An 18508-nucleotide genomic window follows, 5' to 3' on the forward strand; every position below is an offset into this window, starting at 1 on the left:
GTTGACCACCTGTGACACACACTCGCCGCACCCCGGCGGGCCCATGGCAGGGCGCCCGGGAGACACTCCACCCGGACGGAGTGAGCGCCGCCCCTCACCGGTCACACCGGCGCCGGTCCCGAGCTCGCACGCACCGTCAGGACCGGCTCCAGAAGCTCCACTTCGTCCGTGCCCCGGCCCGCGAGCTTCGCAACCACCTGTTCCACCGCCCGGCGCCCCATCTCCTGTGCCGGGATGGCCACGGAGGTGAGCCGCACCGACGCCTGCGTGGCCACCTGTTCCGGGCAGATGGCCACGACGGACACGTCCTCCGGCACGGCCCGCCCCTGCTGCTGGAGCAGGTTGAGCAGCGGCTCGACGGCGGCCTCGTTCTGGACGATGAAGCCGGTCGTCCCCGGCCGCTCGTCGAAGATCCGCCCCAGGGTGCCGGCCATCGCGGCGTAACCGCCTTCGCAGGGGCGGTGCAGGATCCGCATCCCGGTCTCCTGCGCCTTGGCCCGTATGCCGTCCACGGTCCGTTCGGCGAAACCGGTGTGCCGCTCGTAGACGGCGGCCGCTTCACCGATCACCGTCACCTCGCGGTGGCCGAGGCCGGCGAGGTGGTCCACGCAGAGCGCCCCGGTGGCCTCGAAGTCGAGATCCACACAGGTCAGCCCGGAGGTGTCCGCGGGCAGGCCGATGAGGACGGCGGTCCGGCCCGAGTCACGGAGCAGCGGCAGCCGTTCGTCGTGCAGTTCGACGTCCATCAGGATCATCGCGTCGGCCAGCGAACTGCCCGCGATCCGCCGGACGGCCGCCGGCCCTTCCTCCCCGGTGAGCAGGAGGACGTCGTAACCGTGCGTGCGCGCGCTGGTGGCGACGGCGATGGCGATCTCCATCATCACCGGCACATACATGTCCGTACGCAGGGGCACCATCAGTGCGACGATGTTGGACCTGCTGCTGGCGAGGGCGCGCGCACCGGCGTTGGGGTGGTACCCCAGCTGCTGGATACTGTGTTCCACCCGCTCCCGGGTGGATGCCGAGATCGACCGCTTGCCGCTGAGGACGTAGCTCACCGTGCTCGCGGAGACTCCGGCGTGCTGGGCGACCTCGGCAAGCGTGACCATTCGGCTTCTCCCCTACAGATGGCGACCGGAGGGGAGAGCGGGTGAAGCGCTTCGACAGCGCCGCGCGGTGCTCCCCTTCGCACTCTGACATGCACAGACACCGTGGAGCCTAGACTCGCTCACAGGGACTGTCCAGAGTGGGAGTCGAAGCGCTTCGACCGCATCGTCGGCAGCGATTCGCTGCCACCCACCGTGGCTCAGGACGCGGAGGGTGTCCAGCCTGCCAGCCAGTCGGCGGTCTCCTGCTCCGCGGCCTGGGATTCGGTGAGCTGCGGCCGGTCGCTGCTCGCCGAGCCGGATCCGGGCCCGGTGTTCTTGTATTCGGCGAAGCGGTCGTCCTTCCAGGAGAATCCGCTCATGTCCGTCCACGGGGCGGACCTGACCGCCGAGCTGAGTGTCGTGCCGCGGAAGGTGGCCATCGGGTCGAGCGAGGCGTCCCCGCCCGCGTGCCACGGCCGGCCGAGGTAGAAGGACGACGCCGAGACATCGCCGTTGACGGTGGATCCGGTGACCAGGAAGCCCTTGCGGCCGGCGGCCGTGCTGGGTGCGGCGATGTAGCCGGCGGAGCTGCCGTCCCAGCGCTTCTTCAGGGTGATGACGGATGCGTCGATCACCGCGGTGGCGCGTCCGAAGATGAAGTCGACGTTGCCGATGACGTAGGAGTTCTTCATGTAGACGCGGCCGGGTGTCGCCTTGGAAGCGGTGTCGAGCAGCAGGGTGTCCTGGTCGCCGGTGACGATCACGGAGTCGAGGAAGACCTTGTCCGCGGCGGTGCGCAGGGCCACGGCCTGGAGCCCGCTCATGTTCTGGTGGGCGGCTTCGTCGAAGTCGTTGGAGATCGTGAGGTTACGGGCCTGGAAGCCGTCGGCCTCGGCGGCGACGGTCGCGCTGCCGCTGGTCCCGTAGGTGCCCGAGCCGTCGGGCTTCTGGGTGCCGGAGGCGTTGTCGTAGACGATGACGGTGTCCTTGCGGCTGGAGCCGCTGCCCTGGAGGGTGACGTTCTGCTTGTTGGAGGGGATCTTCACCAGCTCGCGGTAGGTACCCGGCTCGATGGAGACGACGACCCGTGCGGTGTTCCCCGCGGGGATCGCGTCGACCGCCGCCTGCACGGTGGTGTACTGCCCGCTGCCGTCCTTGGCGACGGTGACGGTGGTCGCCGCCTCGGTCCCGGACGCCGGCCCGGAGGTCAAGGCCGAGGCGGCGGCCAGGAGCGCCGCCACACCCGCCGTCATCGCTGTGCGCGGCCCCGGGCGGTGGGAGGTGCGTCGTCGACTGGCTGCCATGGCCTGATCCGTTCGTCGGGGAAAGTGGGGTTCCACGCGGTAGTCGCCGCAGCCTCCTCGAAGGTTGCCGGACGCTCCGAGGCCCCTGCCGCCGGAACCGCGTACCCCGCGCCCGGGCGCCGGTGGGGGGCGAGGGCGAGGAGGGCAGCCATGCCGCCGCAGCTCACGGGCGCCTGGTCCCGTGAGCTGCGGCGGACGTGGATCCAGCCCGGGGCGTCCTCAGGAGGCCGGGACGAGCTTGAACTGCTGGCAGGTGTTGTTCAGCCAGGTCCACTGCCGTACGTCGGCGCCGTCGGCCGTCGAGCAGTCCGCCACGTCGGCGACCTTCCCGGTGGCCTGGTTGACGATGCGCACCCATCCCCCGGCCTCGGTGGTGACGAAGCGGAAGCGCTGGCAGGTGTTGTCGAGCCAGGACCACTGCCGCAGGTCGGCGCCGTCGGCCGTCGAGCAGTCCGCGGTGTCGAGCACCTTGCCCGACGCGACGTTCACCAGCCTGCTCGTGTCATCTCCCCGGTCGTCGATGCGCCAGCGCTGCTTCGCGCTGCTGTCGCACGTCCACTGCTGGACGTTCGCCCCGTCGGCGGTCGACGCACCACTCACGTCGAGGCACTTCCCGGTGGCCCGGTTGACCACGGTGTACGCGGTCGGGGTCGCCGCCGTCTCGCCGGAGGGCCCCGCCAGTGTCGTGCCGAGGGCGACGGGCGTGCCCAGATTCGGTGTTCCGTCGGAGTTCCAGCTGAACTTCTGCGCCCGCGCCGTACGCCCGTTGTCGCAGCCGTCGGACGCCGAGTCGTTGGCGTGGTAGACGATCCAGCTCTCCGTGCCGTCCGGCGAGGTGAAGAAGCCGTTGTGCCCGGGCCCGTAGACCCCGGCGGCGTCGTTCCGCTGGAAGACCGGACTGGATTTCTTCGTCCACGAGGACGCGGAGAGGGGGTTGGACCCGGTCAGCGTGAGCTGCCCCAGCTTGTAGTCGGGGGTCCAGCAGCCGCTGGCGGAGTAGACGATGAACGTCTTCCCGCCCCGCTGGAGCACCTCGGCCCCCTCGTTGACCGTGCCTCCGGATTTCTCCCAGGCGTAGGTGGGTGTGGAGATCGTCGAGAACGACCCGCTGAGCGTGTACGGGTTCGACATCGGCGCGATCACGAGATTCTGCGTCCCGCCGCCACTCGCGCTCCCCAGCAGATACATCGAGCCGTTGAGCGTGAGGACGCTGGGGTCGAGCATCCAGGTACTGCCGAGCTGGTTCTTGTACGTGTAGGGCCCCATCGGGTCGGACCCGGCGCTCTGCAGCACGTGCACGCGCTGTGTGGGGTTGTAGTCGGTGATGTTCTGCCCGGCCACGTAGTACAGGTACCAGCGGCCGCCCGAGTAGTGCAGTTCGGGTGCCCAGATGTTGCAGCAGCGCGACGCGGAGTCGCCCTGCCACACCTGCACGCTCGGCGCGGTGGCGAGCCCGGCCAGCGTGGGCGACTTCCGCATGGTGATGACGTCGGTCCAACTCGTCGACACCAGGTAGTAGTTGCCGTCGTGGTACGAGATCCAGGGGTCGGCGCCCTTCTGCGCCTTGACCGGGTTGGTGTAGGGACGGCCCTCGGCGGCGGACGCGGACGTGGGCTGCCCCAGGGCGAGCGCCAGCAGGAGGGCGCTCAGCAGGGTCAGTAGGCGACGGGCCATCCGCTGCTCCAGTTCAGAAGGTTGACGCCGAGCTTCGGGGTGCCGTTGTCCTGGCCGTCGTAGTAGTGGTAGACGAGCAGGTCGCCGTCGGAGTCCGCCAGGATCGACTGGCCGCCGGGGCCGATGTAGCGGCCGTGCGACTCCATGACGGGTGTGCCGCCGTTGCTGAGCATGCTGACGCCGCTCTTGTCCTTGTAGGGACCCGTGACGCTGGTCGCCCTGCCCACCTTGATCTTGTACGTCGAGCTGGTGCCGGCGCAGCAGGTGTCGTACGAGGCGAAGAGGTAGTAGTAGCCGTTGCGCTTGACGATGGAGGGCGCCTCGACGGCCTTGGTCCCGGTGGGCCGGGAGGCGAGCGACCGGCGGGCGGTGTCCCCGGCGTACTGCTTGCCCGTGGACGGGTCGATGCGGATCATCTTGATCCCGGTCCACCAGGAACCGAAGGACAGCCACCACTTGCCGTCGTCGTCGACGAACAGGTTGGGGTCGATGGCGTTGAAGTCGCTCGACGAGTTCGAGGTGTAGACGATCCCGTAGTCGCTCCAGCTGCCGGCCTGACCGGTGGTGGAGGCCGCCAGGCCGATGGCGGAGGTGTTGGAGCCGAAGGACGAGACGGCGTAGTACATCAGGTACTTGCCACCCTGGTACGAGATGTCCGGGGCCCAGGGGTCGGACGCCGAGGAGTAGTTCTTCCACCAGCTCGGCTTGGTGGTGAAGGCGTTCCCGGAGCGGCCGAAGGCGGTGCGGTCGGTGGAGGTGCGGAGCTGGATGCCCTCACCGGTCGAGTAGAGCAGGTACTGGCCGGACGAGCCGCGGATCATGCTGGGGTCGTGGACGACGATGTCACCGTTGACGACACCCGGGTTGGGGTAGGCGGAAGCGCTGCCCGGCACGAGGGCGAGCAGGAGCGCGGCGGGGAGTACGGCGAGGCTTCTCCTCAGAGTGCGGCTCACGAGGAAACTCCTTCGAGGGTCGGGGATGGGGGTGCATCCCGCAGTCGCCGCCCGCACCACATCGGTTGCCGCGCGCCACCCACTTTCTTCGAAGAGCCGGACACCGTCCGATATCCCGAACGACCCCACGTGCCCGATGAGTCGCACGGCCGGACACCGCCCGTCCGGGGCGCGCGTCCGGCCTGAAGCTCTCCCCCGCCGGCCGTCAGCCGTGGAGCAGCACGGGGAATGCCTCCATGTCGTTCTGCGTCATGACGGGCAGCTTGCGGATCTCGTCGTCGGCGATCGCGAGCTTCAACTCCGGGAATCGCCCGAACAGCGCCGGCAGCGCGATGCCGGCCTCGACCCGGGACAGCGCGGCACCGGGGCAGATGTGCGGCCCGTGGCCGAAGGTCATGTGCCGGATCGGCGTCGGCCGGGTGACGTCGAAGGCATCGGCGTCGTCGCCGTGCTGGGTGACGTCACGGCCGATGGCCCGGTAGGAGATCACCACGCCCTCCCCCTTGGCTATCACCTGGTCGCCGACCTGGATGTCCTCGGTGGCGAACCGCATCAGCAGGTGGGTGGTGGGCGTGTCCCAGCGCAGCGTCTCCTCGACGACCGTGTCCCACGGGATCTCCCCCTCCAGCACCTTGCGGAGCTGGTCGGGGTGGGCGAGCAGGGCGCGTACGGCGTTGAGGATGAGCCCGATCGTGGTCTCGTGCCCGGCAGCCACCATCGCCTTGAGGTTGCCGACGACCTCCTCCTCGGTGAGTGGTTCCCCGCCCTCGTCGGCGAGGATCAGCGCGCTGGTGAGGTCGTCCGTGGGGTGGGCGGTCTTCTCCCGCACCAGTTCGGCGTAGAAGACATCGAGCTCGGCGATCAGCGCCAGCCGGTCCTCCTGCGGAGTGAGCATCGAGAAGAAGGCCTTGTACTGCCGGGTCAGCATGGGGTGCAGCGCCTCGTCCACCCCCATCAGCAGACCGACGACCTTCATCGGGAGCGGCTGTGCGTACACGGCCTTGAGGTCGACGACCCCGTCCTCGCCCTGCGCGGCGAGCGCGTCCAGCAACTCCTCGGTGAACTTCTCGATGGCCGGGCGGATGGCCTCCAGCCGGCGCGGGGTGAGTGCCTGGGAGGTCTTCGTCCGCAGCCGGCGGTGCTCCGCACCGTCCACGGTGAACATGGAACGTCCGGCGTCGATCATGCCGATCAGCGGCCAGGCGTGGGTGACTTCCCCGCTCCGCCAGAGGCTCCAGGCGTTCAGCTCCTTCACCAGGCGTGTGTCGACGAGGAGTTGGCGTGCTTCGGCGTGGCGGGTGACGGTCCATGCGGGGACGCCGAGGAGCTCGATGCGCGCGAGGGGGGCGGAAGCCCGCAGCGCCTCCGTCTCACCGTCGAGGTCCTGGACCATGGGGTCGATCACCACGGTCGCGTGCGGGCAGTTCACAGCAGGTCTCCTGTCGTGTGTACGGGAGCGAACCGGACGGGCAGCGCGTTCATGCCCCGCAGGAAGGCGGAGGGCCGCCTGACGAGTTCCTGGGCGGGAACGGCGAGTTCGAGGTCGGGCAGCCGGTCGAGGAGGACCTCGATCGCGGTACGGGCGATGGTCTCCGCGATCTCCTGCGCCGGGAAGGGGCAGCGGTACTCCCCGTGGCTGAACGCCAGGTGCGCCCCGTTGGCCGCGTGCTGCCCCGCACCCCCGGAGACCGCCTCCTGGCGTATCAGCGGGTCGGTGTTGGCCGCCCCCAGGCCGAGCAGGAGCATGTCCCCGGCACGGATGGTCCGGCCGCCGAGCCGGGTGTCGCGTACCGCCCAGCGGCCGGCGAGGATCTGGGTCGGGCTCTCCTCCCAGAGGACCTCGTTCATCGCGTCTCCGACGCTGCGCCGCCCGCCGGCGAGGGAGTCGGCGAACTGGTCCTCGGTGAGCATCAGCCGCAGGGAGTTGCTGATCCAGTCGGCGGTGGTGAGGTGCCCGGCCGCGGTGATGGCCATGAGGTCGAGGGCGTACTCCTCGTCCGTGAAGGGCGCCGGGTCCGCGAGCATCCGGGAGGTGATGTCGTCGCCGGGCACGGCCCGCTTGGCCTCCACCAGCCGCCGCATGTGCTCGCCGAAGCGGCCGTACGCCTCCTGGGCGCCGGGTCCCCCGTCGGCGAGGTCCTTCAGGACCCGGGCGATGTCCGTACCCTCCGCGTCGGGGAAGCCGACGAGGCGGGCGAGGACGAGCACCGGGAGCGGCTCGGCGAAGTCGGCGACGAGATCGGCGGTGCCTCGGGCGCAGACGCCGTCGACGAGCCGGTCGGCCAGCTGCTCGCAGTGCCCCCGGATCTCGAACGGGTCCGCGGCCTCGAGCGCGGGCACCACCAGCTCGGAATGGCGCCGGTGCTCGGCGCCCGCGGTGAAGTAGATCGACGGCATGGGCCGTCCGACCATCGGGAGCAGCGGCCAGTCCTCGGGTATGTGCTCCCACTGGTTCCACAGCCCGACGTCCCTGGGGAAGAGTTCGCCGTCGCTGGTGACCTGGTGGAGCTCGCGGTATCCGACGACCAGCCAGGCCGGGAACCCGCCAGGGAGCTCGACCGGCACGACGGGCCCGTAGGAGTGGCGCATCGTCCGGTACAGGGCCTGCGGCTCTGTGTGGAACGCGGGCCCGCTGAGCGGCACGGGCGTGGTGGCCGGATGCGCGGGGCAGCCACCGCCGGGGGCGGACGCGGCGGATAAGGAGGGGGTCGTCATCGTACGGACTCCTGGGAGACGGCTTCGCGCGTTGCGGCCATACGATCAACGCGGCACCACTATAGGGAGGTTGAGTGAAGCTTTGGGCACTGATCGGACCGTCGGTCCTTCACGACTGACCACCGCGCACGGGGAGGGGCCGTGGCCGCCGGGGGAACGCGGAGATGGCGGCGACTCCCGCTGTATCGGTCGGCAGGACGGCGGCGGGACCTCTGTGAGCCATGAGGATGCCGGCCCTGACTCCCTCGGCGAAACCCGGCCATGAGGCCCCGGGTTTCCGGCACGCGCGGGGTGGACAGCGCTCCACACCCATGTTCTCATGCTGCACGTCGCTTCAATTTCCAACGTAGTAGAAGCGGGCCCGCCCCGAAGTGACGGCTCCTCACCTCCGTCCCGCCTCACCCCTTGAGAACGCCCGACGTCTTGCCACGCACCTCACCCGACAACGTTGTCGAACACGAGAAAGGCTCTCCGTCCTCATGGTGCGCACCTTCCGCAAGCTCTCCGTCGTCCTGGCCGCCGCCGCGCTGCTGCTCGGCTTCGGGCCCTCCCCCGCGGGTGCCGGGCAACCGGCCGCGCCCCGGGCCACCGCCCCACCGGCACAGAGCACGGCTGAGGCGGGGAACCCGATCGTCGAGGGGTGGTACGCCGATCCGGATGTCGCGGTCTACGGCGACCGCTTCTGGATCTACCCGACCACGTCCCGCGGTTACGGCGAACAGACCTTCATGGACGCGTTCTCGTCGACGGACATGGTGCACTGGACCAAGCACCCGAAGGTGCTCGACATCGCCGATGTCCCCTGGGCGAAGTACGCGCTCTGGGCACCGGCGCCGGTATTCCGTGACGGCAAGTACTACCTCTACTTCGCCGCCAACGACATCCAGGACGACTCCGAGCTCGGCGGGATCGGCGTCGCCGTCTCCGACCGCCCGGAGGGCCCGTACAAGGACGCCATCGGCGGGCCCCTCATCGACGCGTTCCACAACGGCGCCCAGCCGATCGACCAGGACGTCTTCATCGACGACGACGGCCAGGCGTACATGTACTACGGCGGCTGGGGCCACGCGAACGTCGTCAAGCTGAATCCGGACATGACCAGCCTCGGCACCTTCCCCGACGGGTCGACCTACAAGGAGATCACCCCGGAGAACTACACCGAGGGCTCGTTCATGTTCAAGCGCGGCGGCACCTACTACATGATGTGGTCCGAGGGCGGCTGGACCGGCCCGGACTACTCCGTGTCGTACGCCATGTCGGACTCCCCCACCGGCCCGTTCAAGAAGATCGACAGGGTTCTGTCCCAGGACCCCGCCGTCGCCCGCGGCTCCGGGCACAACTCGGTCCTGAACGTGCCGGGCACCGACATCTGGTACATCGTCTACCACCGCCGCCCGCTGAGCGAGACCGACGGCAACCACCGGGCTCTGGCCTACGACCGGATCCACTTCAACGAGGACGGCACGATCCGGCCGGTCACCATGAAGGTCAAGGACAACTTCGACGACGGCAACGCCGTCGGCTGGCGCACCTACGGCGACGCCGACTGGGCCGCGGAACACGGCGCCTACTCCGTCACATCGTCCTCCGGCGGTGTGGCCCTGCAGGACACCGACTTCTCGGACCTGATCTACGAGGCCGACGTGACCCTGCGGCACGGCCGGAGCGAATCCGGCCTCGCCTTCCGCGCCACCCCACCGGAGGCCGGCACCGAGGGCTTCCACGGGTACTACGCCGACCTCACCGCGAAGGGCCTGGTCCTCGGCAGGGCGACCGGCGACGAACGGACGCCCCTGGCGACAGCGCGGCTCGCGGGTGCGGTCGGCGGGACCCACCGGGTGAAGATCGAGGCGATCGGGTCATCCATCAAGGTCTACGTCGACGACATGGCCGAGCCGAGGATCAGCACCACGGACTCGACGTTCGCCTCAGGCTCCAACGGCGTACACGCCGGCCGGCTGTCGCCGAAGGCGGGTACGGCAGCGCCGGGCAAGCCCCTCGCGCGCTTCGACAACGTCTCGATCCGCTCCGACGTGTTCAGCTTCGAGGCCGCTGACGCCCCGAACCGGTTCATCCGTCACGCGTGGAGCCGCGGCCGGGTCGATCCCGATGTCACGCCGTACGCCGACATGCAGTGGAAGGTCGTCCCCGGCCTGGCGGACCCGTCGGCCGTGTCGTTGGAGTCGGTCAACTTCCCCGGAAGTTTCCTGCGACAGCGGGACGGAGAGGTGTGGATCGACACGCGCACGGACGACGCCCGCTTCCGCGCGGACGCGACGTGGCGACGCGTGCCCGGGCTCTCGGACCGGTCCCTGGCATCCTTCGAGTCCTACAGCGCACCCGGCCACTACCTGCGGCACCGCGACGCACTGCTGTACGCCGAGCGCGTCCCCGCCGCCGAGCGCCCCGACGCCACCTTCCGGGCCTGGTGACCCGGTGACACGGTCCGGCCGGGCAGCGCGCCCGGCCGGACCCGCCGTTCGAGGTTCCGCGAACCCACCGGTCAGACCGCGAGGAACGCCCGCGCCGCCGCCGCCCCGGCTTCGGCGTCCCAGCCCGCGGAGGGGGCGACAGCGGCCACCAGGCCGGCATCGGCCTCGCCGTCGGCGGCGATCAGCGCGTCGATCGCCTCGTAGGCGGGCCGGCCGCCCTCGGAGCCCGGCATACGCTGGACGGTGGCGACGATCTTTCCCCGGGTCAACGCTGTGGCCAGCACGGGCAGCCCCACGCTCGTGAACCCGTCGTCGAGTTCGTACTCGGCGCGATACCAGGCGCTGCCGTCGAAGCCGTACACGAACCCGAGGAAGAGCTCCGCGTCCCGGACCCGGCGGACGGGCGGCTCCCACCACTCGGGCGCACCGGCCAGCAGGTCGGTCTCCTTCTCCTCGAAGAAGTCGGACGCCTCGGCGTAATAGGTCTCGGAGTCGTTCCGGTCCTGTCCGAGCAACACCGCACGGCCCTCGTCGAGGTGGTGCAGGTCGGCCCAGCTGCCATGCCCGTCGCCGTAATGCCACAAAGGCCAGAGCGCCCGGCACCGCTCGCCGTGCCCTGAGGCGGCCTGCACGGCGGCGAGAGCCGCCCAACGCCCTCGCAACGCCATCGGGTCGGGAAGATCGAGCTGCACCAGGGCCATGATCGGACTCCTTCGCGCGTAGTCGCGGCGCGGTCGGCCACCGTGCCTCCCGCCGGCTTCCGTACCCGCGGGAGCGGGTCCCTGCCCGCCGTACCACCACTGGCCGCAGGCCCTTTCGTCGCACGTGTACCCCGGCCGGGCATCGGTATACGCTGCCTGATCATGCGCATACCAGCACGCGGGCCGGCCGCCGGCGCCACCGCTCTCGTCACTGTCCTGCTCGTCGCGGTCACCGGTTGCTCGTCCTCCGGCCCCTCCGACGGCGAGAACGGCTCCAAGCTGCTCACCGCGCTCGGAAGCCTCGCCGACGACAGCGGCACGAAAGAGGTGACCTTCCTCGACGCCGCCCGCGTACGGAAGTTGAGCGAGGGCGACGCCAAGCGGTTCATCCATGTCTCGCAGCCGGCCAGTCCCCTGCTGAATCCGTACCAGCCCGGTCTCCTGGGACAGCAGTTCAAGGTCACCCGGATCAACACCGCGATCGACACCGGCGAGGCCGGGCACTGGTCGGGGTCGTTCGACGCGGCGGCGGTCACCAAGTCGCTGAAGTCCAGCGGCTATACGCAGAGTGAGAAGGACGGCCCTAAGGTCTGGGCGCACCCCGGGGGCACAGGGGCGGCACTCCAGGTCTCGGAGGAAGAGATCTCCTACTCCACCCGCGACTCCGACCCCATGGCGGCGGTCGACCCGAAGGAGGGCTCCTCCCTGGCGGACGACAAGGAGTTCCGCCGGGCCGCCGAGTGCCTGGGGGACGTCTACCGCGCGGACTTCAACCCGCTCAGCTCCCCCAACCCGGTGCGCCTGGCGGCTCTGGGCCAGCAGGCGTCCTCTGCGGCCGAGAACACCGAGATCCTCTGCTTCGTGGTCAAGGACGATGCGGCGGCCAGCAGTCTGGAGTCCGACCTGCGGGCGGTCGTCAGCGCCGAGTCACCGAAGTTCGACGGCACGAAGGTGACCGTGGAGAAGGGCGACCAGCCGCTGGTGCGCGCCGTCGTCCCCGACAGCGCCACCCAGCGGCCGGGGCGCCTGATCATCTCCGACGTCGAGCTGTGGATGACGGCCGCCCAGTAGCCACGCGGGGGGGGCGATGCGGTCGTCATGGTGAGGCCACGGACGGAATCACGCCCGGAATGGCCCCTTTGCCTGTCACCAACCTCCCGACGACCGGGTAGGGCGACGCCGCGCGGCTCACGCCGGCGGGACGGTGGCGGTCAGGAAGCCGCGGATGTAGCCGGCCACGGTGTCCAGGTGGCTTTCGAGCAGGAAATGTCCGCCTCCTCGAACCAGGTGGATCTCCGCGTCCGGCAGGTCCCTCGTGAAGGCGCGCGCTCCGTCCGGGCCGAAGATCTCGTCGCCCGCACCCCAGACCGCGAGGAGCGGAACCTGGCGTTCCCGGAAGTAGGCGTGCACCTGGGGGTAGAGGGGCGGGTTGGTGGCGTAGTCGCGGAACAGGGCGAGCTGCGCCAGGTCGTTGCCCGGCCGGTTGACCTCGCGGTGGTCAGCGGCCCAGGTATCAGGGTCGACCAGCTCGGGCCGGTCCACTCCGTGCAGGTACTGCCAGCGGATGGCGTCGAGCGAGAGGGCGGAGCGGACGGCGGGTTCGGTGACGGGGCCCGGGTTCTCGCAGTACGCCCACACGGGCTTCCAGAAGTCCGGCACGAAGCCGTCCTCGTAGGCATTGCCGTTCTGCGTGATCACCGCGGTGATCGCGTCCGGGGCGCGCAGGGCCAGCCGCCAGCCGACGGGTGCACCGTAATCCTGGACGTACAAGGCGTAGCGGGTGACGCCGATGTGGGTCAGCAGGGCTTCGGTGATGTCGGTCAAGGAATCGAAGGTGTACGTGAACGCGTCCACCGGCGGGGCATCGGAGTTGCCGAAACCGAGGTGGTCGGGAGCGATGACGTGGAATCGATCGGCCAGCGCCGGAATGAGGTGGCGGAACATGCGTGAGCTGGTGGGAAACCCGTGCAGGAGTACGAGCGTGGGCGCCTCGCGGGCTCCAGCCTCGCGATAGAAGACGCGGTGTCCCTGGACCGTCGCGTATCGGTGAAGAATCTCAACCATGACTAACCCCTTCGATCCATCATGACGGTTACCTCTCGCCACTCAGTAGACCGCTCTTGGGGTAACCTGTCAAACGGCTTGATGGAGTTAGTTGAGAAGGTGTGGCCCATGCTGGACGACCAGGCACTGCTGCAGGCCCTGAACAGCACTCCTGTCGCGGACGGCCGACGTCAGGACCTGTGGCGTGACGACCATGAGATGGACAGGTGGGCGCGCGAGCATGGAGGGCTCGGCGGCGACAAGGAGGAGCGCCGATGGCTCCGCACCGCCCGGGACGCGCTCCAGGAATTGGCCTCGGGCACATCGACGGAACCCCACCTGCAGCAGATTCTTGCCGGCGTTCGCAAAGTGCCGCAGTTCAGCGCGCCAGGCATCGAGTGGCACCTGGAGGTGGAGCCGGAGCGCCGGCTGGCCGTCGAACTCGTGCTCGCGTGGGCGGACGTCGAGGAGCGCATGCCCGGCCGCCTGCGGCCGTGCGAGAACCCCGAGTGCCGCCTGTTCCTCCTGGACCGCAGTCGCGCCAACGCCGGACGGTGGTGCTCGATGAAGACCTGCGGGAACCGGCTCAAAGCCCGTCGGCACCAGGCCCGGACACGGGAGACCCCACGGCCCGAATGACACCCCCGACGAGGCAGCACGTGCGCTACAGTAGAAACGAGACGATACGTCTCGGCTTATCTAATGCGTTCCGTGGCAGGAGGAGCACCATGAACCTGAACCACCACTCCATCGACGCGGCACCCGGTGTGCGTCTGTGGGCGGAGGAGCGAGGGTCCGCCGAGGCCCCTCCGCTCCTGTTGATCATGGGTGCGCAGACGTCCGGCCTCGGCTGGCCGGACGACCTGGTGGAAGCACTCGCCGCGCACCATCGGGTGATCCGCTACGACCACCGTGACACCGGCCGGTCCACCTGGGCCTTCGACCAGCAGCCGTACGCCGTCACCGACCTCGCCGAAGACGCGATCACGGTCCTGGACGGCCTGGGCGTCGACCGTGCCCACGTCGTGGGCATGTCCCTCGGCGGAATGCTCACCCAGCTGCTGGTCGCCGACCACCCTGACCGCCTGCTGAGCGCGACCCTGATCGGGACGTCCGCGCTCAGCACCAGTCCGTACGTGCGGCCGGACGGAACGCACGTCCCGCCCGAGGAACTCCCCGGCATCGCACCCCACGTGCTGGAGATCTGGTCCCGGCCGGCCGAGGAGCGCGGCCCGGAGGGCGAGCTCGACGCCCGCGTCGCGCACTGGCGGGCACTGGCGGGCGACCAGCTCCCGTTCGACGCGGAGAGCGCCCGCGAACTGGAGCGGAGGATCATCGAACACACCGGCCATCACGCCTCCAGCACCGCGCACGGCCGCGCCGACACCTCCGGCATGCTGCGCACCGAGGAACTGGCGAGGACCGACGTGCCCACGCTCGTGATCTCGGCCCCGGCGGAACCGGTCTTCCCTCCCCCGCACCCGCAGCATCTCGCCCAGGTGATCCGCGGGGCGCGCACGGTCGAGATCCCCGGCATGGGCCACGCACTTCCCCGAGAGGTCCACGCCCCACTGACCGCCGCGATCCTGGAGCACACCGGCGCCCTGGACCGCACGGCCGGACGCTGAGCTGACGCAAGGCTCCCGCCCATGATGGCGGCGCGGTTCGGTACGCGAAAGCGCGCCCCGGCTACGGCAAACGGACCGCACCGGATCAACGAACGCCCCGTGCCGACGACTTCGCCCTGATGCCGGAGCGCGAGCGGCACATCGCCGGTTATATCGACCGGCTCCCCGACGGCGGGGCGATGGACATCAAGTCGCCGGCCGAACACCTGCCGCTGTACGGCCAGATGGCCGTCACCAGCGCGTTGAAGGCCCTCGGGGTGGCCGGGCACCTGCGGCGCGTACGCTGCCTGGCCGGCGAGGGGAGCCAAGTTCGCTGGGTCTCCCGCACCTACTGGTCGCGTACCGCCCGGGACAACGAGTGGTGGGACGCGTTCCCGACCACCGAGGGCAGCCACCCCACGCCGGAAGCGACGCCCGCTCCCCCGCCTGCCGACGCCGCTCCAGAGACCCCGGCCTCGCCCCTGAACCCACCCAGGCCCTGACGGCGGGCCTCCCCGCCCAGGTCGGTTCCCCCGTCGGCTTCGTACGCCGCCGTCTCACCGACAAGCTGCCGCCGCGCGTGGCCGGCAGCCCAGCCCTTGCGACGGCCGTCGCTCCGGGACGCTGCCTCCTGGCGGACCGGGACCTCAGAGGCCGCCCAGCTCGGCCGCGAGGTCCGGATCGCGCATGCCGGGGAAGGCGTAGCCCTCGGTCTCGTCCCACGGCACGTCGAGGTCGTCCATGTGCACGCGCCACTCCGCTCCTGGCAGAGCACGGCGCAACTCGGTGACCGAGCCCAGCACATGGTCGAGCACCGGCAGTACCTTGCCCGGGTCGAACGGCATCTTGGTGGACCCGGCAACGACCTCGTCCGGTCGGCTGTCATCGCTGTCGTACAGGTACAGGCTTTCCTGGTCCTCGTACGGGAAGGACGCCATGTGGGCAGCGACGACGCGCTCGACAGCGGCCGTCTCCGCATCCGTCAGCGGCGTGGCCCGGCTCGCACAGTAGTAGAGGGAGACGCTCATGGTCCGAGCGTAGCGAGGGGGTACGACAGAGCCGACCGGCACCGGGCTTTCCCTGTGGTGGGATGGTGACGTGAGCCGCACCGTTGAGGAGACCAACCGCCGCATGCTCCGGGCACGGGACACGATGGACCGCGCTTACGCGCAGCCGCTGGACGTGCCGGCCCTGGCGCGGATCGCCCACGTCTCCCCGGCGCACTTCGCGCGTACCTTCCGGGCCACCTTCGGCGAGACGCCGCACCGCTATCTGCAACGCCGCCGCGTCGAGCGGGCGATGTTCCTCCTGCGCGAGACGGACAGGAGCGTTACGGACATCTGTTACGAGGTCGGATTCGGCAGCACCGGAACCTTCAGCCGCACGTTCAGCGACATCGTCGGCCGGTCACCGCGGACGTACCGCAAGGAAGCGGCGCCCGCGAACGTACCCACGTGCTTCACGAAGGCGTGGACGCGGCCGAACGACTGAGGCACCGCACCCGGTCGTCGGCTGAGCAGTTTCGGATAAGTTTTCGCCCGGCCTGCCGATTAGCGTGATGCACATGTTCAACGCAATCACGCACTCACAGATCTACGTCCTCGACCAGGACGAGGCCCTGGACTTCTACGTCGGCAAGCTCGGTCTGGAGGTCAACGCCGACGTCGACATGGGCTTCATGCGCTGGCTCACGGTCAGTGTCCCCGGCCATCCGGACCGCCAGGTCCTGCTGGAGAAGCCGGGCCCGCCGGCGCTGTCCGAGGAGACAGCCGAGCAGGTCCGCGAGCTGGTGACGAAGGGCGCGATGGGCGCCGCGCTCATCCTCACCACGGACGACTGCCGCAAGACGTACGAGACACTCCTGGCCCGTGGCGTGGAGTTCACCGACGAACCGACGGAGCGCCCGTACGGGATCGACTGCGGCCTGCGCGACCCCTTCGGCAACAACCTCCGCTTCACCCAGCCGAAGGTCTGACCATCGGAGAGGCAGAGGCGGGACACCCGGATGGGTCACCGCCGCCTGCCCCGCCTGCGTACAGGCCCTGCGCGCGCCACGTACAGCCACTCCGTGACAGCGCGTTACCCCTGGTCACATTCGGGCATGGTGCCGCAACGTTGAGGAATGCCCGGACGGCGCGGCGCCGGTCGAGCTGTCGGCAGTCGCGGAGGTTCTTGCGGTGCCTCATCCGGGCGAAGACGTGCTCGACACGGGCACCGACGAGTCGCCGCTGCGGCTCACGTGTGCTTCGGCGAGCAGGAGGTAGCTACTGGCGGTCCAGGTGTAGGCGCGGTCCCGCAGGCCCGTTCCGGTCAGGGCGTCGAAGTTCTCGGCGAAGCCATGGTTCTCGCACAGGGCGCGGAAGCAGGCGCTGATCTCGTCCGCCAGCCGGTGCTGCCCGGCGCGGCGCAGCCCGTCCTCGATGAGGACCGTGGCGGGGGCCCAGATCGGGCCGCGCCAGTAGCCGTCGGAGAGGTAGTGCGGCGAGGCCGGCAGTTCGGTGGCCAGTCCGTACGGGGTCAGGTGGGCCTCGATGCGGGCGGCCAGCACGCCGCTGACGTCATCCGGCAGATGCTCGCCCAACACGATGGGCATCAGGTCGAGGAGGCTGGAACTGTGCCAGGTGTTGCCGCTGTCAACTCCTCGGGCGACGAATCGGTCGCCGCTCCAGAGCTGGTCGAGCATCGCCGCCTGCGTCGCCTCGGCGGCTCGTGTCCACCGATGGACGTCCTCCGGTATGCCCAAGTACGTTGCGAGCTCGGCGAGTTCACGGAGTTGGAGGACAAGGAAGGCAGCCAGGTCCGCGGTGACGACCACGCGTTCGGGGTCGAAGGTGGTGGCGTTGTCCCAGCCGCTGTCGTTGCCGTGCTGGTAGTGGGGCAGTGCGGCCCCGGGTTCACGGCGTGTGGTGAGCCAGAAGTCCGTCCAGCGTGTCAGCCTGTCGTACGTCTCGGCCAGCTCCGCCGGGCCGGGTGGCATGGTCAGCCGACGCCGCAGGTGGCCGAACGCCCAGCCGTGGATGGGCGGTTTGACGAAGTTGCGGAGGACCTCGGAGTGGGTGACCGAGTCGGGCAGTGCCCCGGTCCCGTCCTGGTGGTCGAAGGGCAAGTGATACTGGTCCCACGCCAGTTCGGGCTGTCCGGGTGCCAGGGCCAGGGCGTTGAAGCAGTGGTCCCAGCTCCAGACCTTGTCCATCCAGTGTTTGGACATGAGGACGCCGGGCCGGGTAACCAACCCCGCCGGGTGGACGGTCGCGGACCACACGACGTAGGCGGCGAGTTCGGCGGCCGGGGTGGCGGACGACCGCCAGGGGGCCACCGTGTCGACGAAGTCCGCGAAGGAACTCTGCGCGGCTTCGACGATCTTGTCGAAGGCTGCCGCCCGGGCGTACGCGGGGCGGGCGGTGTCGAGTTCCTCGATCGCGATCTCCCAGGGGCCGTCCGCGTCGGCGGCGACGGTCAGGCCGCGCTCACCGCTGCCCAGGGCCTGGCTGCCGAAAGTGTCGGTGACCATGCCGGAGAGCACGGTGACGCGGTAACGGCGACCGGTCTCGTACGAGGTGAACACGTGCGCGTCGGCGGACGCGTCGTGGAAGAAGTAGGTGCCGCTGAACGGGGTCAGCGTCCGGGCCGCTGCGGAGACGCGTAGCGCCAGCCCCGCACCGCGCAGGCGCACCGTGTCCGGCGACTCGTAGGCGAGATCGACACGGTCGGCGGCGCCGATCCAGCTCAGCAGGCCCGGAGTCGCCGCCACGCAGGTCTCGGCCCGCTCCCCCGTCGCGGCGTCCAGCGGCACGAGGCTCAACACGGCGTGCATGCCGTTCTGGTGCGAGACGAGGTGGAGGTCCTCGGCCCAGATCTTCTCCGCCAGCACCGGGGAGATGTCGAACCAGGAGCCGTACGTGCTGAACGGGATGTCCTGGACGGAGAAGGCCGGGCCGGATCGGGCGGCGGTCATGAGATGTCACTCGTTTCTCGGGCAGGGGGTGCCGGC

Annotated in this window: 15 protein-coding genes and 2 pseudogenes; 7 read left to right on the plus strand and 10 right to left on the minus strand. The window is 69.9% G+C overall.

Features of this window, described 5'->3' with window-relative positions:
- Positions 1 to 101: 101 nt before the first annotated feature.
- From ACIBCU_RS12725 to ACIBCU_RS12750, 6 genes and pseudogenes are all read right to left on the minus strand, one after another.
- A complete protein-coding gene (locus tag ACIBCU_RS12725; RefSeq protein WP_362938547.1) occupies positions 102 to 1109 on the minus strand; it encodes a LacI family DNA-binding transcriptional regulator in 1008 nt (335 codons plus the stop codon).
- A gap of 197 nt (positions 1110 to 1306) precedes the next feature.
- A pseudogene (locus tag ACIBCU_RS12730) lies at positions 1307 to 2335 on the minus strand (pectinesterase family protein); the annotation flags it as partial.
- A 276-nt stretch (positions 2336 to 2611) separates the two neighbouring features.
- Positions 2612 to 4066, minus strand: coding sequence for a family 43 glycosylhydrolase (locus ACIBCU_RS12735; RefSeq protein ID WP_399231117.1), 1455 nt, complete (start codon positions 4064 to 4066; stop codon positions 2612 to 2614).
- Complete coding sequence (locus ACIBCU_RS12740) at positions 4048 to 5019, minus strand: arabinan endo-1,5-alpha-L-arabinosidase (RefSeq protein WP_399231119.1); 972 nt, start codon at positions 5017 to 5019, stop codon at positions 4048 to 4050. Before ACIBCU_RS12740 ends, ACIBCU_RS12735 begins: the two co-directional genes overlap by 19 nt.
- Positions 5020 to 5224: 205 nt before the next feature.
- Entirely contained in the window at positions 5225 to 6448 is a 1224-nt protein-coding gene (locus tag ACIBCU_RS12745) for a cytochrome P450 (RefSeq protein WP_399231122.1), read from the minus strand.
- Complete coding sequence (locus tag ACIBCU_RS12750; protein ID WP_399231124.1) at positions 6445 to 7734, minus strand: cytochrome P450; 1290 nt, start codon at positions 7732 to 7734, stop codon at positions 6445 to 6447. The genes ACIBCU_RS12745 and ACIBCU_RS12750 overlap by 4 nt, the downstream gene beginning before the upstream one ends.
- A 479-nt stretch (positions 7735 to 8213) precedes the next feature.
- On the opposite strand from ACIBCU_RS12750, the gene ACIBCU_RS12755 reads away from it, so the two are divergent.
- Positions 8214 to 10166 (plus strand): family 43 glycosylhydrolase, encoded by a 1953-nt coding sequence (locus tag ACIBCU_RS12755; protein WP_362928029.1) that lies wholly within the window; start codon positions 8214 to 8216, stop codon positions 10164 to 10166.
- A gap of 71 nt (positions 10167 to 10237) precedes the next feature.
- Here ACIBCU_RS12755 and ACIBCU_RS12760 read toward each other — a convergent pair whose 3' ends face one another.
- Positions 10238 to 10867 (minus strand): proteophosphoglycan 5, encoded by a 630-nt coding sequence (locus tag ACIBCU_RS12760; RefSeq protein ID WP_399231126.1) that lies wholly within the window; start codon positions 10865 to 10867, stop codon positions 10238 to 10240.
- Between the two features lie 162 nt (positions 10868 to 11029).
- Between ACIBCU_RS12760 and ACIBCU_RS12765 the strand changes: the two genes are divergently transcribed.
- Positions 11030 to 11938 (plus strand): hypothetical protein, encoded by a 909-nt coding sequence (locus ACIBCU_RS12765; RefSeq protein WP_399231128.1) that lies wholly within the window; start codon positions 11030 to 11032, stop codon positions 11936 to 11938.
- Between the two features lie 117 nt (positions 11939 to 12055).
- Here the strand turns inward: ACIBCU_RS12765 and ACIBCU_RS12770 are convergent, their stop codons facing one another.
- Complete coding sequence (locus ACIBCU_RS12770; RefSeq protein ID WP_399231130.1) at positions 12056 to 12931, minus strand: alpha/beta fold hydrolase; 876 nt, start codon at positions 12929 to 12931, stop codon at positions 12056 to 12058.
- A gap of 108 nt (positions 12932 to 13039) precedes the next feature.
- On the opposite strand from ACIBCU_RS12770, the gene ACIBCU_RS12775 reads away from it, so the two are divergent.
- The 3 genes and pseudogenes from ACIBCU_RS12775 to ACIBCU_RS12785 all read left to right on the plus strand — a co-directional run.
- Positions 13040 to 13549, plus strand: a complete 510-nt coding sequence (locus ACIBCU_RS12775) for a CGNR zinc finger domain-containing protein (protein ID WP_399231132.1) — start codon at positions 13040 to 13042, stop codon at positions 13547 to 13549.
- Between the two features lie 89 nt (positions 13550 to 13638).
- Positions 13639 to 14538: an alpha/beta hydrolase gene (locus ACIBCU_RS12780; RefSeq protein ID WP_362928034.1), complete on the plus strand. Its 900-nt coding sequence runs from the start codon at positions 13639 to 13641 to the stop codon at positions 14536 to 14538.
- Between the two features lie 41 nt (positions 14539 to 14579).
- A pseudogene (locus ACIBCU_RS12785) lies at positions 14580 to 15268 on the plus strand (MarR family transcriptional regulator); the annotation flags it as partial.
- On the opposite strand, the gene ACIBCU_RS12790 reads toward ACIBCU_RS12785, so the two are convergent.
- The gene (locus tag ACIBCU_RS12790; RefSeq protein ID WP_399231134.1) at positions 15165 to 15545 is read right to left on the minus strand and encodes a hypothetical protein; all 381 of its coding nucleotides are present in this window, start codon (positions 15543 to 15545) and stop codon (positions 15165 to 15167) included. The pseudogene ACIBCU_RS12785 and the gene ACIBCU_RS12790 overlap by 104 nt on opposite strands.
- Positions 15546 to 15615: 70 nt before the next feature.
- Here ACIBCU_RS12790 and ACIBCU_RS12795 point away from each other — a divergent pair, with 70 nt between their 5' ends.
- Together ACIBCU_RS12795 and ACIBCU_RS12800 are read left to right on the plus strand one after the other, a co-directional pair.
- Positions 15616 to 16008: a helix-turn-helix domain-containing protein gene (locus ACIBCU_RS12795; RefSeq protein WP_399231136.1), complete on the plus strand. Its 393-nt coding sequence runs from the start codon at positions 15616 to 15618 to the stop codon at positions 16006 to 16008.
- Positions 16009 to 16081: 73 nt separating this feature from the next.
- A complete protein-coding gene (locus ACIBCU_RS12800; RefSeq protein WP_399231138.1) occupies positions 16082 to 16492 on the plus strand; it encodes a VOC family protein in 411 nt (136 codons plus the stop codon).
- Positions 16493 to 16699: 207 nt separating this feature from the next.
- Here the strand turns inward: ACIBCU_RS12800 and ACIBCU_RS12805 are convergent, their stop codons facing one another.
- Positions 16700 to 18472, minus strand: a complete 1773-nt coding sequence (locus tag ACIBCU_RS12805; protein WP_399231140.1) for an amylo-alpha-1,6-glucosidase — start codon at positions 18470 to 18472, stop codon at positions 16700 to 16702.
- Positions 18473 to 18508 lie beyond the last annotated feature (36 nt).

This window comes from Streptomyces sp. NPDC051064 (genome assembly GCF_044455985.1).
GTDB lineage: Bacteria > Actinomycetota > Actinomycetes > Streptomycetales > Streptomycetaceae > Streptomyces.

Excerpts from the sequence above, each read along its gene's own strand:
- ACIBCU_RS12775 (WP_399231132.1), top strand. The coding sequence starts at position 13,040 with ATGCTGGACGACCAGGCACTGCTGCAGGCCCTGAACAGCACTCCTGTC.
- ACIBCU_RS12750 (WP_399231124.1), bottom strand. The coding sequence starts at position 7,734 with ATGACGACCCCCTCCTTATCCGCCGCGTCCGCCCCCGGCGGTGGCTGC.
- ACIBCU_RS12790 (WP_399231134.1), bottom strand. The coding sequence starts at position 15,545 with ATGAGCGTCTCCCTCTACTACTGTGCGAGCCGGGCCACGCCGCTGACG.
- ACIBCU_RS12805 (WP_399231140.1), bottom strand. The coding sequence starts at position 18,472 with ATGACCGCCGCCCGATCCGGCCCGGCCTTCTCCGTCCAGGACATCCCG.
- ACIBCU_RS12735 (WP_399231117.1), bottom strand. The coding sequence starts at position 4,066 with ATGGCCCGTCGCCTACTGACCCTGCTGAGCGCCCTCCTGCTGGCGCTC.
- ACIBCU_RS12725 (WP_362938547.1), bottom strand. The coding sequence starts at position 1,109 with ATGGTCACGCTTGCCGAGGTCGCCCAGCACGCCGGAGTCTCCGCGAGC.
- ACIBCU_RS12765 (WP_399231128.1), top strand. The coding sequence starts at position 11,030 with ATGCGCATACCAGCACGCGGGCCGGCCGCCGGCGCCACCGCTCTCGTC.
- ACIBCU_RS12770 (WP_399231130.1), bottom strand. The coding sequence starts at position 12,931 with ATGGTTGAGATTCTTCACCGATACGCGACGGTCCAGGGACACCGCGTC.
- ACIBCU_RS12800 (WP_399231138.1), top strand. The coding sequence starts at position 16,082 with ATGTTCAACGCAATCACGCACTCACAGATCTACGTCCTCGACCAGGAC.
- ACIBCU_RS12755 (WP_362928029.1), top strand. The coding sequence starts at position 8,214 with ATGGTGCGCACCTTCCGCAAGCTCTCCGTCGTCCTGGCCGCCGCCGCG.
- ACIBCU_RS12780 (WP_362928034.1), top strand. The coding sequence starts at position 13,639 with ATGAACCTGAACCACCACTCCATCGACGCGGCACCCGGTGTGCGTCTG.
- ACIBCU_RS12760 (WP_399231126.1), bottom strand. The coding sequence starts at position 10,867 with ATGGCCCTGGTGCAGCTCGATCTTCCCGACCCGATGGCGTTGCGAGGG.